This is a genomic window from Bradyrhizobium sp. WBOS07, from assembly GCF_024585165.1.
Taxonomy (GTDB): domain Bacteria; phylum Pseudomonadota; class Alphaproteobacteria; order Rhizobiales; family Xanthobacteraceae; genus Bradyrhizobium; species Bradyrhizobium japonicum_B.
On record NZ_CP029008.1, the window covers coordinates 5,247,895 to 5,261,816 of the forward strand.

The window sequence follows — 13,922 nt, forward strand, 5'->3', positions numbered from 1 at the left end:
CTGTCGGGAGATCAGGATGCAGGGCATTTCCAGGCTTCGGCACGTGATCCTCACAATCGCGCTGACGATCGCGCCGGCACCCGCCTTCGCGATCGACCAAGCGCTGTTGCCGCGCAATCTGTCACCGTGGGGCATGTTCGTCGGCGCCGACATCATCGTGAAGATCGTGATGGTCGGGCTCGCTATCGCCTCGCTGGCGACATGGACGGTATGGCTTGCCAAGACCATCGAGCTCCGCCGCAAGAGCGCTCTTGCCATGCGGCGGACGCGCGCGCTCGAGGGCAACATGACTCTCGCCGAGGCATCCGCACGGGCCGGTGACGCAAGCGACGCCGTCGCCCAGCTGATCCAGTCCTGCGCCAGGGAGGCCGAACTCTCCGGCGGCGTGCTCGACGACGGCCTTCAGGAACGCGTCGCGCTGCGGCTCGAGCGGGTAGAGGCGGCGATGTCCAGGCAGATCGCGCGCGGCACCGGCCTGCTGGCGACCATCGGTGCCATCGCGCCGTTCGTCGGCCTGTTCGGCACGGTCTGGGGTATCATGAACTCTTTCATCGGCATTTCCGAGAGCCACACCACGAGCCTCGCCGTGGTCGCGCCCGGCATCGCCGAGGCGCTGCTCGCCACCGCACTCGGTCTCGTCGCGGCGATCCCGGCGGTCGTGATCTACAACCACCTCGTGCGCGGCATCGCCAATTACCGCGCCCTGCTCGGCGACGCCTCGGCTCAGCTCATGCTGCTGGTCAGCCGCCAACGCGACCACAGAGAGTTCCGATTGGCGCGGGCGGCGGAGTAGAGCCATGGCCGCCAAGCTCGGTACGCACTCCGGATCGCCGCGCAGGCGCGGCGACCTTGACGATCTCGACGTCACTCATGAGATCAACGTCACGCCGTTCATCGACGTGATGCTGGTGCTCCTCATCATCTTCATGGTGGCCGCTCCGCTCGCCACCGTCGACATCGGCGTCGATCTGCCGGCCACCGCGGCCGAGCCGGCGCCACGGCCGGACAAGCCGGTCTTCGTCACCGTCAAGCCGGACCTGACCGTCGCGGTCGGAGAAGATGTCGTCGCCCGCGAGGCGCTCAGCACCTCGCTCGACGCTGCCACCAAAGGCCGCAAGGACGAGCGCATCTATCTGCGCGCCGACAAGGTCGTCTCCTACGGTGACCTGATGGAGGTGATGAACAGCTTGCGCAATGCAGGCTATCTCAAGGTCGCGCTGGTCGGCCTCGACGGACGCAGCTGATGGCCGCGAACGCCTTTGCCCTGCACGAGCCGCTCGACGAGCGTGAAGCGGCGCGCTGGGGTCTCTCGGCGGCGGCAATCGTGACGTTGCATGTGGCTGCCGCGCTGCTTGCGATGAATTGGCAGAGGTCGCAACCGGAGCAGGGCGTCAGCCTGCCGGCGATCATGGTCGATATGGCGCCGCTGACCTCGGCGCCGCAATCGACGCAGGATGACGTCGCACCGGGGCCGGTGATGCAGGAAGCCGACGCCTCGCCGCCGGAGCCAGTGCAGCAGCAGGCCGTCGAGGAGACCATCGCGCCGACACCGCCGCAGGAGAAGCCGGAGGTGACCGCGCCTCCGGAGCAGAAGCTGGAGCCGACCCCAGCAAAGCCTGAACCGGCAAAGATCGTGCCCGTCGAAAAACCAGCACTTGAAAAACCGAAAGTTGTCCGCCGCGAGGCGAAGAAGCCGTCGGAGGCGATGCCTGCACCGCGAACCAGCGCTCCGCCACGCGCCGCGCGTGAGGCGCCGATGGCATCGGCACAGAGCGCCGGCGCGGTGGCCTCAGCCATTGCGTCCTACAATCAGCGGGTCCGCGCCCACTTGATGCGCTTCCACTCATACCCGTCCGCCGGGGGCGGCCAGCGCGGCGTGGCAAGGCTGAGCTTCACCGTCAGCCGCAGCGGACAGGTTACGTCTAGCCGCCTTGCCGGCTCGTCCGGCGTCGCTGCCTTCGACGCCCAGGCCATGTCGATGGTCCGCCAGGCCTCGCCATTTCCGCCGATCCCCGACGAGATCAAGAACGGGTCGATGAGCTTCACGATCCCGGTTCAGTTTACGGTGAGGTAGGGAGCCGTTACCACGAACTCAGTCGTCGTCCCGGACAAGCGCAGCGAAGCAAAGCGCTGATCCGGGACCCATAGCCACAGGGTCAAGTTTGACGAAGACCGTCACCACCATCTCGTGCCACAACTCCTCCCTGTGGTTATAGGTCCCTGCTTTCGCAGGGACGACGGCGGAGCTTGTGGCGGCTGAGAAGGCTAGATGCGCTACTTCGCCTTGAGGAAATCGGCGACTTCGAGCAGCATGAACTCGTTGTCGTCGGCCTTGTTGGGGTCGCGGCTGGACGAGAACGGCAGGTTGTTGTCGTTGCCGACGATGATGTGGGTGTCGTCGACGCGATCGACGTTCTCGATGGTGAAGAACGGGAAGGTGTAGACGCCGTCGTTGAGTGGCTTGCGCGCCTTCTTGTCGGGATCCCTGATTTTCATCAGGTCGATATAGCCGACCTTGCGCACGGGCTTGCCGACATTGGCGTCGGTCAGCTCGATCTTGTAGATGCGCTTGAACTTGGCGAGGTCAGGAAAGCAGCTCTCGCCGCGCTGGCCTTGCGGGCAGGCCTTGTCGGCGGTGCCTTCGCCGTTGTCGCGTTCGATGATCAGGCCCGAGGCCTGATCGATCATGTTGAAGTCACCGATGGCGTTGCCGTTCTGCTCGAACACATATCGCCAATGGCGACCTGTGAATTTCTCGGCGGCGACGTCGAATTCGAGGATGCGGGCGGCTTCCTTGCCGTCGACCTTCTCCCAGTCCTTTTTCTCGGCATCCCACAGCGGTCCTTCGAGCAGGCCATAGAGGAACTTGCCGTCCTTCGACGCGGCAACGCCCTCATAACCCTTGGAGCGGCGGAGGTTGACGTTGGTGTAGGTCGCGCCCGGCGCGGCCGGCGTCCCCACCGCCCAATTGTCCGGCGAGCGCACCGGCTTGCCGTCGGCAAATGTGTCGAACATACCGAGGACCTTGCCCGACTTGTCGGCCTTCAGAATGTAGGGGCCGAACTCGTCGCCGATCCAGAACGTGTCGCCGATGATCTGGAAACCTTCGGTGTCGAAATCGGAGCCGGTGAGATAGCGCTTCTGGCTATCCTCATGCACGATCCGGAAGGGCACCTTCTTGTCGGGATCGTGTAGGAAAATGGTCTCCAGCCGCTCGATCTTGCCGCTAGCCCAATCCATCTTGTAGCGGTTGAGGTACAGCATCGAGTCCGGCGAGTTGGCGCGGGCGCCCATGCCGTTGTCGGTGATGACCCAGAAGCTGCCGTCGGGCATGGTCTTGATGCCCGAATGCCCCTGGAGCGGCTGGCCCTTGAACGGCAGCGACACGCCGGTCGCCCGCTCATAGGATTTGCCCATGACGGAGCCGAGCGCCTCGACGCGCTTGCCGGTGGTGTATTTGCCTGCGGATTTGAGGTCGGCGGGTGCATCAGCCGGCGCGTCGACGAACGATTCGGCCGGCATCACCACGTGGCCGGCGAGCTTGGCCGGGAATTCGCCTTCGCTCTGGGCGAGCGCGGAGCTCGCGGTGAGAATGATCGTTGCGACGGTGCTGAGAAAAGTCGCGCGCATGTGCGTCTCCTGTTGGCGGACGCACGCCTTATGCGGACGGCACGTTGCAGTTTTGTGAAGCCGGGCCAAACGCCGCAGCTTGCTTCGCCTCTCCCCATCAAAATGAGGAGAGGGGACGAGAGATCGAGGCTACTCCTTCACCGCCCCGGTCAGCGACGACACGTAGTAATCCACGAACAACGAGTAAAAGATCGCAACCGGCAACGAGCCGAGCAGCGAGCCCGCCATCAGCGCGCCCCATTGGTAGACGTCGCCGGTGACGAGCTCGGTGAGGATGGCAACCGGCACGGTCTTGTTGGCGCCGCTCTGGATGAAGGCGAGCGCATAGATGAACTCGTTCCATGACAGCGTGAAGGAGAAGATGCCGGCCGAGATCAGCCCGGGCACCGCCAGCGGCAGCGTGATCCGGCGCAGGATCTGCAGCCGCGTCGCGCCGTCGACCAGCGCGCACTCCTCGAGCTCATAGGGGATCGACTTGAAATAGCCGATCAGGAGCCAGGTGCAGAACGGCACCAGGAAGGTCGGATAGACCAGGATCAACGCGAGAGGGCTGTCGAACAGGCCGAATTGCACCACGACGGTGGCCAGCGGAATGAACAGGATCGACGGCGGCACGAGATAGGCAAGGTAGATCCCGAGCCCGACATAGGGGCTGCCGCGGAAGCGCAGGCGCTCGATGGCATAAGCGGCGAGCGTCGATGCGACCAGGGACAGCGTGGTCGAGCCGATCGCGACCAGCATCGTCGTCTTCAACCAGTGCGGATAGGCCGTGTCGAACAGAAGATGCTTGATGTGGGCGAGCGTCGGCGAGGAGATCCAGAACGGATTGTGCGCCTTGTAGTTCATCAGCTCCGCGTTCGGCTTGAACGAGGTGATCGCCATCCAGTAGAACGGGAACAGCAGGATTAGCACGAAGCAGCCGAGCGGCAGATAGATCATCATCAGCCGCCGCAGGCCGGAATCCCAGGCCATGGTGTCGGGCGCGGCTTTGGCGTCGGCGGTGCCGTTTTGCGCGACGGTATCAGTCATTGTCCTCTCCCTGCTGCCATTTGCGGCGCGCCAGGCCGAAATAGGAAAACAGCGTCGCGAACACCAGGAACGGGATCATCGACACCGCGATCGCCGCACCTTCGCCGAGCTCGCCGCCGGCGATGCCGCGCTGGAAGGCCAGCGTCGCCAGCAGATGCGTGGAGTTGCCGGGCCCGCCGCGGGTGATGGCGTAGACCAGCTGGAAGTCGGTGAAGGTGAAGATGATGGAGAAGGTCATGACGATGGCGAGGATCGGCATCATCATCGGGAAGGTGATGTAGCGGAAGCGCTGCCAGGCGCTGGCGCCGTCGAGCATCGCGGCCTCGTAGAGCGAAGGCGAGATGGTCTGCAGGCCCGCCAGCAGCGAGATCGCGACGAAGGGGATGCCGCGCCAGATGTTGGCGGCGATCAGCGAGAAGCGCGCCGGCCAGGGCGAACCGAGGAAGTCGATATTGCTCGACCGCCAGTGCAGTACGTCGACGAGCAGGTAGGAGATGATCGAGAATTGCGGATCGTAGATCCACCAGAACGCCAGCGCCGACAGCACGGTCGGCACGATCCAGGGCAGCAGGATGATCGCACGCAACAGGCTCTTGAACGGAAAATGGTTGTTGAGCAGCAGCGCGAGCCAGAAGCCGAGCGCGAACTTCCCGAACGTCGCGATCCCGGTATAGACCACGCTGTAGAACACGGCATTCCACCACAGCGGATCGGTGAGCAGATACTGGAAGTTTTCGAGGCCGACATAGACGCCGCGTCGGCCGATCGTGGTGTCGGTGAAGGCGAGCCAGATGCCGAGACCGAGCGGATAGGTCAAGAACACCGTGAGCAGCCCGATCGCGGGAGCAAGGCACATCACGATCAGGAACGGCTTGTAGTCGAACAGCCGCACCAGCCAGGAGGGTTGACGATGCGCCAGGGCGGAGGAGGAAAGTGTCGTCACGGACATCGGTGTCGGCGTCCTGTTCTAGGCTGTCGCTAATCGGTCATTGCGAGCGAAGCGAAGCAATCCAGTCTGTCTCGGAGTGATCGTCTGGATTGCTTCGTCGCAAGTGCTCCGCGCAATGACGAGGGCTCGGTCGTCGCGCTACCTCTGCCGCCGGAAGTACCGCTTGCAGCGCTGCTCGGCTTCCGCGGCCGCGGCCTCCGGCGTGGCCGCGCCGGTCGCAACGGCAGAGCACATCTGAATCAGCACGTAGTCGGCACTCACCGCGCCCGTGGCCGTGGAGATCGGCCCCTTGTAGCCGTCGTAATAGGTGCTGTTCATCGTATCCTTGAAGATCGAGACCTTCGGATCGCCCTTCCAGACGGCGGCCTCGGCATAGGCGGCCAGTGGCTGCGACCAATAACCGGAATTGGCATTGAGCCAGGGCTCGTATTGGTCTTTCTCCAGCATGAATTGCAGGAAGGCCTTCGCCGCATTGGGGTACTGGCTGTGCTTGAACAGCATCGCGTTCAGTGTCAGGCCCGCCATCGGCGAGACCTTGGCGAGGCCCTTCGGCAGCAGCTGGTGCTCGCTGTCGTCGGCGATTGCCTTGGTCGCCGGATCGTTCTTCAGCGAGAAATACAGCGAGACGCCGTTCGCGGTCAGGGAAATTTCCTGTGAGGAATAGGCGCGGTTGTTGCTGACGTCGTTCCACGACGTCGTGCCGGCGATGAAGGTCGGGTAGATCTGCTTGACCCAGTTCAGGGCGGCGATCGTCTCCTTGCTGTTGATAATGACGTTGCCCTCCTCGTCGAGCAGGGAGGCATTGTGCGACCACAGCGCCCAGTTCGCAAAGCCGTTGCCGTCGCCCTTGGCATTGCCCAGCGCGAAGCCGGCCGGCTTGCCGGCCTTGTGCAGCTTCTGGCAGAGGTCGAGGATCCCGGCGTGGTCTTCCGGCACCTTGTCGAAGCCGACCGATTGCAGGATCGACTTGCGGTAGATCAGGGGCCCGGCGGTGGCGCCGAACGGCAACCCAATCCAGGCGTCGCTCTTGTTCTTCTTGCCGTAGCGCTGCGCCAGCGGCAGCCAGCCGCCATAGCGCTTGCCGAGGTAGTCGGCGACGTCGGTCAGCTCGACCAGCTTGTCGATGTAGATGTGGGGGGCGTCGGAGAAGCCGATGATGATGTCGGGGCCGGCGCCGGAGTTCGAGGTGACCGCGGTCTGCTGGTTGATGTCCTCCCAGCCGACGAAGTCGACCTTGACCTCGACCCCGGTCTCCTTGGTGAACTTCGCCGCATTGGCGCGGAACACGTCCTCGTCGGCCTGGACGAAGCGCACCGGGCGCAGCATGCGCAGGGTTGCACCCTTCTCGATCTCGCGCTTGGGTGTCGGAACGTCGGCAGCCTTGATAGTGGATGTTTGCGCTGCAGCACCGGTGGCGGCGAAGGTTGCAGCGGATAGGCCCAGCGCCAAGGCATCACGACGGGTGATGTCGTTCCTCATCAGTACCTCCCTATATGTTTCCCTTCCCGGCGTTGACCGCCGGTGAAGGGTCGTTTCGGTCCTTTGGCGCCTTTGCGCCGGCCGCCTAGCTGTTCGGCCCGCGATCCATGCTGACGGGTTGCCAGCGGCGGAGCGTGGTATTCTGCAGCACCGACGGATTGACGCAGCTTACCGGCCACATGCCCTGCAACACCAGTGACAATTCGTAGCCCACCCGGCGCTTGCGCGCCTCGTCAAACCGTGCCGAGGCCGAGGCGACGTGGGCGGTCAGGGTCACGTTCTCCATGCCGAGCAGGGGATTGTTGTGCGACGGCGGTTCCTTCTCCAGCACGTCGAGCGCGGCGTGCGCGATCCAGCCCTCCTGCAGCGCCTTGATCAGGCTCTCCTCGTCCACGGTGGCGCCGCGCCCGGTGTTGATGAAGATCGAGCCCTTCTTCATCTGCCGGAAGTGCTTCTCGGTCAGCATGTGATGCACCTCGGGCCTTGCCGGAGCATGCATCGAGACGAAGTCGGATTGCGACAGCACCTCGTTCAGCGTCGCGGGGATCACGCCATGGTCGTACATCAGCGTTTCCTGGATGAAGGGATCGTAGGCCATCATGCGCAGGCCGAACGGCGCTGCGCGCTTGGCGACGGCACGCGCGACGCGCCCGAACGAGACGAAACCGAGCGTCTGACCCATCAGGCGCGGGACCTTGAGCAGCGCCGGCCGGCCTTCGGCCCAGCGGCCGTCGCGCACCATGCGGTCCTGCTCGACCAGGCGGCGGAAGCCGGCAAGCAGCAGCATCATGGCGTGGTCGGCGACCTCCTCGATGAAGGTGTCGGGAATGTTGGTCACCGGGATTCCGCGGGCGGTGGCGGCCTTGACGTCGACGCTGTCGACGCCGACCGAGCCGAGCGTGATGACCTTGCAAGTGTCCAGGGCGTCGATGATCGACTTGGTGATGGGGATGCCCTTGGCATAGATCGCGTCGGCATTCTTCGCGGCGGCGATGAATCCGGCCTCGTCGGCGGGCGCCTCGACGATCTCGGCATCGATCGGATCGAGCGCCTCGCGCTCGTAGGAATAATCGCTGCCGGCGACCGTGAAGCTGGCGCCCTTCGGCGTCACCACCCTGTATTTCGGCATTTTCTTGCTCCCGATTTGGTTTGTCGGTTCTTGTTGTGACCCGCCTCCGCGGCCGGCCTTTGCGTCTTTTACGCGAAATCGGAGCGTGTGCGTACAATCCCCGGTTGCTGGTTTGGAGATAAGTTGCCGGATTTCGTGGCCGCGTCCGGGCTTCTACGGAGGCACGTAAGTAACTTGCTAAGGGGTGTCCTACTAAAGGTTGATTCAAATCCAAGAGATTTGCGGTGTGTCCGCGCCATCCGAGGGGCCCTATGGTGAAGTTGAGCAATCTGAAGATCGCATCGAAGCTGGGCATCCTCGTCGCCGTGGCCATGCTCGGCCTGTGCGTCGCGGGGGCATTGGCGGGCTATTTGATGCAGCAGCAACTGCTCGAGGCCCGTTTCGAGCAGACCAAGGCCATGGTCGAAATGTCGCGCAACATGGCGCTGGGTCTGCAGAAGCAGGTCGATGCCGGGCAGCTGACCAAGGAAGCCGCCGTCGCGGAGTTCGTTCGCCGCGGCGCCTCGATGACCTATGACAAGGGATCGGGCTACATATTTGCCTATACGATGGATGGCGTCGCCGTCCTGACGCCCGACCCGAAGCAGTTCGGCTCCAACCGGCTCGATATCGAGACCAACGGCCGCAAGCTGACGCGCGAGCTGCGTGACGGCATCGCCGCCAAGGGCGACGTCACGCTGCGCTATGAATATTATCGGCCCGGCGAGAAGCAAGTCACCCGCAAGCTGTCCTACGCTGTGGCGATTCCAGGCTGGAATATGTTTGTCGGCACCGGAGTGTATCTCGACGACCTCGATGCCAAGCTAGCGCCGGTGGCCTGGCTGCTCGGCCTCTCCCTGCTCGGCATCATGGTCGTGGCTGGTGGCGTCGCTTGGCTGATCGGTCGCAGTATCAGCCGTCCGCTGAGCGTCCTCGGCGCCCGCATGAAGGACCTCGCCGACGGCAAGCTCGAAGGCGACATTCCCGGCGTCGGTCGCGGCGACGAGGTCGGCGCAATGGCCGCGACCGTCCAGATCTTCAAGACTAATGCGGAGAAGATTCGCGAGCTCGAGCAGACCGAGGCGGCCGCGCAGCAGCGCGCCGCGGCGGAACGTCGCCATGCGATGGAAGAGCTGGCCGACGACTTCGAACGCAGCGTCAACGGCATCGTCCGCTCGGTCTCCTCGGCCGCGGCCGGCATGCAGACGACGGCGCAGTCGATGACCGCGACCGCCAGCGACGCCTCCTCGCGTGCGGCGACGGTCGGCGCTGCCTCGCAGAAGGCCTCCGGCAATGTCGGCACGGTCGCGGCCGCCGCCGAGGAGCTCTCAAGCTCGGTGGCGGAGATCTCGCGCCAGGTGACGCGCTCGACCGAAGTTGCGAGCCGCGCCGTCAGCGACGCCGAGCGCACCAACGCCACGGTGCAGGAGCTCTCCACCGGCGCCGAGAAAATCGGCGAGGTGGTCAAGCTCATTCACTCGATCGCGGCGCAGACCAACCTGCTCGCGCTCAACGCCACCATCGAGGCGGCACGCGCCGGCGAGTCCGGCCGCGGCTTCGCCGTGGTCGCCTCCGAGGTCAAGGCGCTCGCCAATCAGACCGCCAAGGCCACCGAGGAGATCTCGGCCCAGGTTGCGGCGATGCAGACCTCGACCAGCGATGCGGTGGTCGCGATCGGCGGCATCACGCAGACGATCGCGGAAATGAGCGAGATCACCGCGGGCATCTCCGCCTCGATCGAGCAGCAGGGCGAGGCCACCCGCGAGATCGCCCGCAACATCCAGTCGGTCGCGGCCGGATCGGGCGAGATCAACGCGCATATCGGCAGCGTCACCTCGGCCGCGGAAGCGACCGGCGCGGCGGCAGGCGATGTGCTCACCAACGCCCGCGAGCTGGACACCCAGTCCGGCGCGCTACGCAGCGCGGTGGACGGCTTCCTCGCCAAGGTGCGCGCGGCGTAAATTCTTGCGCTGAATTCGTAGGGTGGGCAAAGACGCGAAGCGTCGTGCCCACCTTTTCTTTTTGAGTTCGGTGCGACTCTCGGTGGGCACGCTTCGCTTTGCCCACCCTACGAGACCGGCCTACTGCTTCTCGATCTTCGCGTTCGTGATCAGCTTGTCCCACAGCACGAGCTGATCCTTCACGAACGAGGCGAGCTGTTCCGGCGTGCCGGAGAAGGCGTCCATGCCGAGCGTGGCGAGCTTGGCCTTGATCTCCGGATTCTCGATGATCTTCCTGATTTCCGCGTTGAGCCGCGTCACGATCTCCTTGGGCAGGCCGGCCGGTCCGAAATAACCCTGCCAGGACGAGATGTCGAAGTCCGGCACGCCGGCCTCCTGCATCGAGGGCAGATGCGGCACCAGCGGCGAACGGTCCTTGGTGGTGACGGCGAGCGCACGCAGCGCGTTGCCGTTGACGTGCGGCAGGCCGGTCAGGATGTCGACGAACATCATCGAGACGCGCCCGCCCATGACGTCGTTGAGCGCCGGCGGCGAGCTCTTGTAGGGCACGTGCAGGAGGTCGAGCCCGGCATTGTGCGCAAAGGTCGCGCCCGAGACGATCGCCGAGGACGATCCCGAGGCGTAGCTCAGCTTGCCCGGGTTGGCCTTGCCATAGGCAACGAGCTCGGCGACCGTCTTGGCCGGCACCTCCGGATTGACCACCAGCATGAAGGGCAGATCGCCGGTGCGCGCGATCGGCGTGAAGTCCTTGACGGGATCGTAGGTGAGGCTCTTGAGCAGATAGGGATTGGCCGAATGCGTGGTGTTGGTGGTCACCAGCAGCGTGTAGCCGTCGGGGGCGGCCTTCGCGACATAGGTCGCCGCGAGCATGCCGTTGGCGCCCGCCTTGTTCTCGATCACGATGCCGACGCCGAGCGCCTGCGACAGATGCTGCGAGATCAGTCGTGTCGTGGTGTCCGTGCCGCTGCCGGCCGCGAACGGCAGCACCAGCGTGATGTTGCGGCTCGGATAATTGTCGGCCTGGGCCGTGGATGCTGTGGCGAAGCACAATGCGGCCGCAGCCACGGCACGCAAGTTTCGAATCAGCCCTGAAATCATCTTGAGACGTTCCCTCTTTTTGGTTGATGGGGAACCTAGCGTGTTCATGCAAAAATCAAAAGACGCGAATTCACTCGGTCGTTCGTCCGCCGTGCGGAATTACTTCACGGCCGACCCTTGCCGTGAGGCGATCACGACGCCGGCGAGCACCAGGGCGTAGCCGATCAGGTGGAACGGCTGCAGTTTTTCGCCGAGCAGCAGGATCGCCATCGCCGAGCCGAATACCGGTACCAGATGGAAGAACGGCGCAGCCCGGTTCGGCCCGATCAGCGCCACGCCGCGGTTGAAGAACAGATAGGCCAGCGCCGAGGGAAAGATCAGGACGTAGCCCAGCGTCGCCAGCGTTATCCCGTCGAGTTGCAGGACGCGGCCGCTTGCCGCCTCCCAGATCGCCGTCGGCAGCAGCATCGTCGCCCCGCAGCAGGTGGTGAAAGACAGGAAGGACAGCTGATGGATCTTTGGCCGCCGCGGGATGAAGGCGGAGTAGATCCCGAACGCCACCAGCGAGGAGGCGAACATGATGTCGCCCCTGTTGAAGCTGATGCCGGCCAGCGCAGCGAGATCGCCGCGCAGGATGATGATCAGTACGCCAACGAGCGAAATCGCGATGCCGGCGAATTGCGCACCCGTCAGCCGCACGCCGAACAGCACCAGCGACCACAGCGCCACGAACAGCGGACCTGCCGACTGGATCAGCAGGGCGTTCAGCGCCTCCGTATATTGCATCGCCCAGTACGAGATCGCGTTGTTGTAGGCAAAGCCCACCAGCGACAGGAACAGCATCAAGGGCAGGCTGCTGCGCAAGGCAGGCCAGTCCCGCTTCAGATGCGGCCAGGCGAACGGCAGCAGGATCAGGAACACGCCGAACCAGCGGATCGTGGTCACCGTCAGCGGAGGCACATGCGCGCCGACATGACGCGCGAGCACGATGTTGCCGGCCCAGAACAGCGAGCTCAGGCTGAGCAGCAGATAAGGCTGGTTGTTGAGCCAACCGGCCGGATTGGAGGCCTTTGGCGCGGGCGAAGCGATCGTCATTGGCGTTGCATAGGAGCTTGCGCCGGATCGGCGTCGTGGCACAAGTCACGGGGTCGCAATGCTACAATGCAGGCATGGTCGGGGAGGTGCCCTTGGCGGTCAACATGTTGAACATCGAAGGCTTGGAGCGGCTCGATCCGCAGGCGCCGGTGGTGATGCTGAACCTGATGCGTTTCCACGCGCGCTCGCGCGACGGCGACGGGTCCGGCTGGGACGCTTATTTGCGCTACAGCGCCATCACGGTGCCGATGATCAAGGCGCGCGGCGGCACGCTGCTCTGGACGGGCGAGGCCAAGGCGATCGCACTCGGTCCGCACGCCGGCAACGGCTGGGATTTCGTCGCACTGGTCTATTATCCGACCGTCGCGGCTTTCCTGGACATGATGACGTCGGAGGCCTACGAGCGCGAGGCCGATCCGCATCGCGTCAACGGCTGCGCCGAGCACGTCATCATCGCGACCAGCGAAGCCTACAGCAAGTTCAAGATGAAATAGTCCGACGCCTACCCCGCCTGTTTCCTTGACGCCACGAACACGCCCGACAGCACCAGCGCAAAGCCGATGAAATGGAATGCCTGCGGGTGCTCGCCGAGGAACGCCATCGCCATGATCGAGCCGAATACCGGCACGACGTGGAAGAACGGTGCGGCGCGGTTGGCGCCGATCAGGCGCACGCCGCGGTTGAAGCAGAGATAGGCGAGCGTCGAGGGGAACACCGCGACGTAGAACAGCGTCAGCAGGTTCGGCCCGTCGAGCTTCATCACGGGCCGTGCGGACAATTCCCAGATCTCCAGCGGAACGAGGCAGGCGGCGCCGACCCCGAAGGTGAAGGCCAGGAACGACAGGCCGTGCATCGGCGGTCGCTTCAGCGTCAGCACCGAATACAGCGCGAAGATGACGAGCGCGACGATGAAGATGAGGTCGCCCTTGTTGAAATCGATGTTCGACAGCGTGGTGAAATCGCCGTGCAGCAGGATCGTGAGCACGCCGCACATCGACAGCAGCACGCCGAACGCCTGCGCCGCGGTGAGGCGGATGCCGAGGATGACCAGCGACCACAGCGCCACGACCAGCGGCGCGGCCGACTGCAGCAGCAGAGTGTTGAGGGCCTGGGTGTGCTCCAGCGCCCAATATTGCAGGGTGTTGAAGGCGCCGATGCCGGTGATCGAGAGCGTGACCATCAGGCCGAGCTTGCCGCGGATCGCCGGCCAGTCCTGGGCCAGGTGCTTCCAGGCGAACGGCAGCACCAGCAGGAAGGCGAAGAACCAGCGCAGGAACGACAGCGTGACCGGCGGGATGTGGCCGGCGGCGAGCCGCCCGACGATGGCATTGCCGGCCCAGCACAAGGCGGTGATGCTGAGCAGCAGGTAAGGCTGGTTGGCGATCCAGCTGTGACCGGACTTTTCCGCGCTCGTGGTCTGACCGGTGGCGGACATTGTGATGGGTATGGCCCCCGAATCATGCACCGGGGCCCGGCCCGGTGGCGGGCCGCTTCGTCGCCCGGCCAGTCTCAAAGACACGGAAATGCCCCGAATATCAATGGGGCTGGTGCATCGCGCCCATGCACTCCATTGCGGGGAACCTGGTCCGCCGGCCCGACGGGGAGCCGAACCCACGCGCGCCCCTAAATTCGG

At 64.5% G+C, this 13,922-nt stretch carries 13 protein-coding genes; 5 read left to right on the forward strand and 8 right to left on the reverse strand.

Translation table 11 applies throughout. The annotated features are described in order from the left end of the window. Positions 1 to 16: 16 nt before the first annotated feature. From exbB to DCM79_RS25020, 3 genes are read left to right on the forward strand one after another with little or no spacing between them, the layout of a single operon-like run. Positions 17 to 793 (forward strand): tonB-system energizer ExbB, encoded by a 777-nt coding sequence (gene exbB, locus DCM79_RS25010; RefSeq protein WP_257176791.1) that lies wholly within the window; start codon positions 17 to 19, stop codon positions 791 to 793. Between the two features lie 4 nt (positions 794 to 797). After that, positions 798 to 1,244 carry a TonB system transport protein ExbD gene (exbD, locus tag DCM79_RS25015; RefSeq protein ID WP_257176792.1) on the forward strand — a complete coding sequence of 149 codons (447 nt, stop codon included), beginning with the start codon at positions 798 to 800 and terminating at the stop codon, positions 1,242 to 1,244. Continuing rightward, positions 1,244 to 2,074: an energy transducer TonB gene (locus tag DCM79_RS25020; protein ID WP_257176793.1), complete on the forward strand. Its 831-nt coding sequence runs from the start codon at positions 1,244 to 1,246 to the stop codon at positions 2,072 to 2,074. Before exbD ends, DCM79_RS25020 begins: the two co-directional genes overlap by 1 nt. A 200-nt stretch (positions 2,075 to 2,274) precedes the next feature. Here DCM79_RS25020 and DCM79_RS25025 read toward each other — a convergent pair whose 3' ends face one another. From DCM79_RS25025 to DCM79_RS25045, 5 genes are all read right to left on the reverse strand, one after another. Next, entirely contained in the window at positions 2,275 to 3,630 is a 1,356-nt protein-coding gene (locus DCM79_RS25025) for an esterase-like activity of phytase family protein (protein WP_257176794.1), read from the reverse strand. 129 nt (positions 3,631 to 3,759) lie between these two features. After that, positions 3,760 to 4,659: a carbohydrate ABC transporter permease gene (locus DCM79_RS25030; RefSeq protein ID WP_373568113.1), complete on the reverse strand. Its 900-nt coding sequence runs from the start codon at positions 4,657 to 4,659 to the stop codon at positions 3,760 to 3,762. Further along, positions 4,652 to 5,608, reverse strand: a complete 957-nt coding sequence (locus DCM79_RS25035) for a carbohydrate ABC transporter permease (RefSeq protein ID WP_257176795.1) — start codon at positions 5,606 to 5,608, stop codon at positions 4,652 to 4,654. Before DCM79_RS25035 ends, DCM79_RS25030 begins: the two co-directional genes overlap by 8 nt. 138 nt (positions 5,609 to 5,746) lie before the next feature. Next, positions 5,747 to 7,087: an ABC transporter substrate-binding protein gene (locus tag DCM79_RS25040; protein ID WP_257176796.1), complete on the reverse strand. Its 1,341-nt coding sequence runs from the start codon at positions 7,085 to 7,087 to the stop codon at positions 5,747 to 5,749. Between the two features lie 85 nt (positions 7,088 to 7,172). Then, the gene (locus tag DCM79_RS25045) at positions 7,173 to 8,216 is read right to left on the reverse strand and encodes a C-terminal binding protein (RefSeq protein ID WP_028138323.1); all 1,044 of its coding nucleotides are present in this window, start codon (positions 8,214 to 8,216) and stop codon (positions 7,173 to 7,175) included. Positions 8,217 to 8,470: 254 nt separating this feature from the next. On the opposite strand from DCM79_RS25045, the gene DCM79_RS25050 reads away from it, so the two are divergent. Then, complete coding sequence (locus tag DCM79_RS25050) at positions 8,471 to 10,156, forward strand: methyl-accepting chemotaxis protein (protein WP_257180842.1); 1,686 nt, start codon at positions 8,471 to 8,473, stop codon at positions 10,154 to 10,156. A 120-nt stretch (positions 10,157 to 10,276) separates the two neighbouring features. On the opposite strand, the gene DCM79_RS25055 is transcribed toward DCM79_RS25050, so the two are convergent. Both DCM79_RS25055 and DCM79_RS25060 read right to left on the reverse strand, forming a co-directional pair. Continuing rightward, a complete protein-coding gene (locus DCM79_RS25055; RefSeq protein ID WP_257176797.1) occupies positions 10,277 to 11,254 on the reverse strand; it encodes a tripartite tricarboxylate transporter substrate binding protein in 978 nt (325 codons plus the stop codon). Between the two features lie 99 nt (positions 11,255 to 11,353). Beyond that, entirely contained in the window at positions 11,354 to 12,289 is a 936-nt protein-coding gene (locus DCM79_RS25060; RefSeq protein WP_257176798.1) for a DMT family transporter, read from the reverse strand. Between the two features lie 104 nt (positions 12,290 to 12,393). Between DCM79_RS25060 and DCM79_RS25065 the strand changes: the two genes are divergently transcribed. After that, positions 12,394 to 12,783 carry a DUF1330 domain-containing protein gene (locus DCM79_RS25065; RefSeq protein ID WP_257176799.1) on the forward strand — a complete coding sequence of 130 codons (390 nt, stop codon included), beginning with the start codon at positions 12,394 to 12,396 and terminating at the stop codon, positions 12,781 to 12,783. 8 nt (positions 12,784 to 12,791) lie between these two features. Here the strand turns inward: DCM79_RS25065 and DCM79_RS25070 are convergent, their stop codons facing one another. Then, positions 12,792 to 13,724 carry a DMT family transporter gene (locus tag DCM79_RS25070; RefSeq protein WP_257176800.1) on the reverse strand — a complete coding sequence of 311 codons (933 nt, stop codon included), beginning with the start codon at positions 13,722 to 13,724 and terminating at the stop codon, positions 12,792 to 12,794. Positions 13,725 to 13,922 lie beyond the last annotated feature (198 nt).

Excerpts from the sequence above, each read along its gene's own strand:
- exbB (WP_257176791.1), top strand. The coding sequence starts at position 17 with ATGCAGGGCATTTCCAGGCTTCGGCACGTGATCCTCACAATCGCGCTG.
- exbD (WP_257176792.1), top strand. The coding sequence starts at position 798 with ATGGCCGCCAAGCTCGGTACGCACTCCGGATCGCCGCGCAGGCGCGGC.
- DCM79_RS25020 (WP_257176793.1), top strand. The coding sequence starts at position 1,244 with ATGGCCGCGAACGCCTTTGCCCTGCACGAGCCGCTCGACGAGCGTGAA.
- DCM79_RS25025 (WP_257176794.1), bottom strand. The coding sequence starts at position 3,630 with ATGCGCGCGACTTTTCTCAGCACCGTCGCAACGATCATTCTCACCGCG.
- DCM79_RS25030 (WP_373568113.1), bottom strand. The coding sequence starts at position 4,659 with ATGACTGATACCGTCGCGCAAAACGGCACCGCCGACGCCAAAGCCGCG.
- DCM79_RS25035 (WP_257176795.1), bottom strand. The coding sequence starts at position 5,608 with ATGTCCGTGACGACACTTTCCTCCTCCGCCCTGGCGCATCGTCAACCC.
- DCM79_RS25040 (WP_257176796.1), bottom strand. The coding sequence starts at position 7,087 with ATGAGGAACGACATCACCCGTCGTGATGCCTTGGCGCTGGGCCTATCC.
- DCM79_RS25045 (WP_028138323.1), bottom strand. The coding sequence starts at position 8,216 with ATGCCGAAATACAGGGTGGTGACGCCGAAGGGCGCCAGCTTCACGGTC.
- DCM79_RS25055 (WP_257176797.1), bottom strand. The coding sequence starts at position 11,254 with ATGATTTCAGGGCTGATTCGAAACTTGCGTGCCGTGGCTGCGGCCGCA.
- DCM79_RS25060 (WP_257176798.1), bottom strand. The coding sequence starts at position 12,289 with ATGACGATCGCTTCGCCCGCGCCAAAGGCCTCCAATCCGGCCGGTTGG.
- DCM79_RS25065 (WP_257176799.1), top strand. The coding sequence starts at position 12,394 with ATGTTGAACATCGAAGGCTTGGAGCGGCTCGATCCGCAGGCGCCGGTG.
- DCM79_RS25070 (WP_257176800.1), bottom strand. The coding sequence starts at position 13,724 with ATGTCCGCCACCGGTCAGACCACGAGCGCGGAAAAGTCCGGTCACAGC.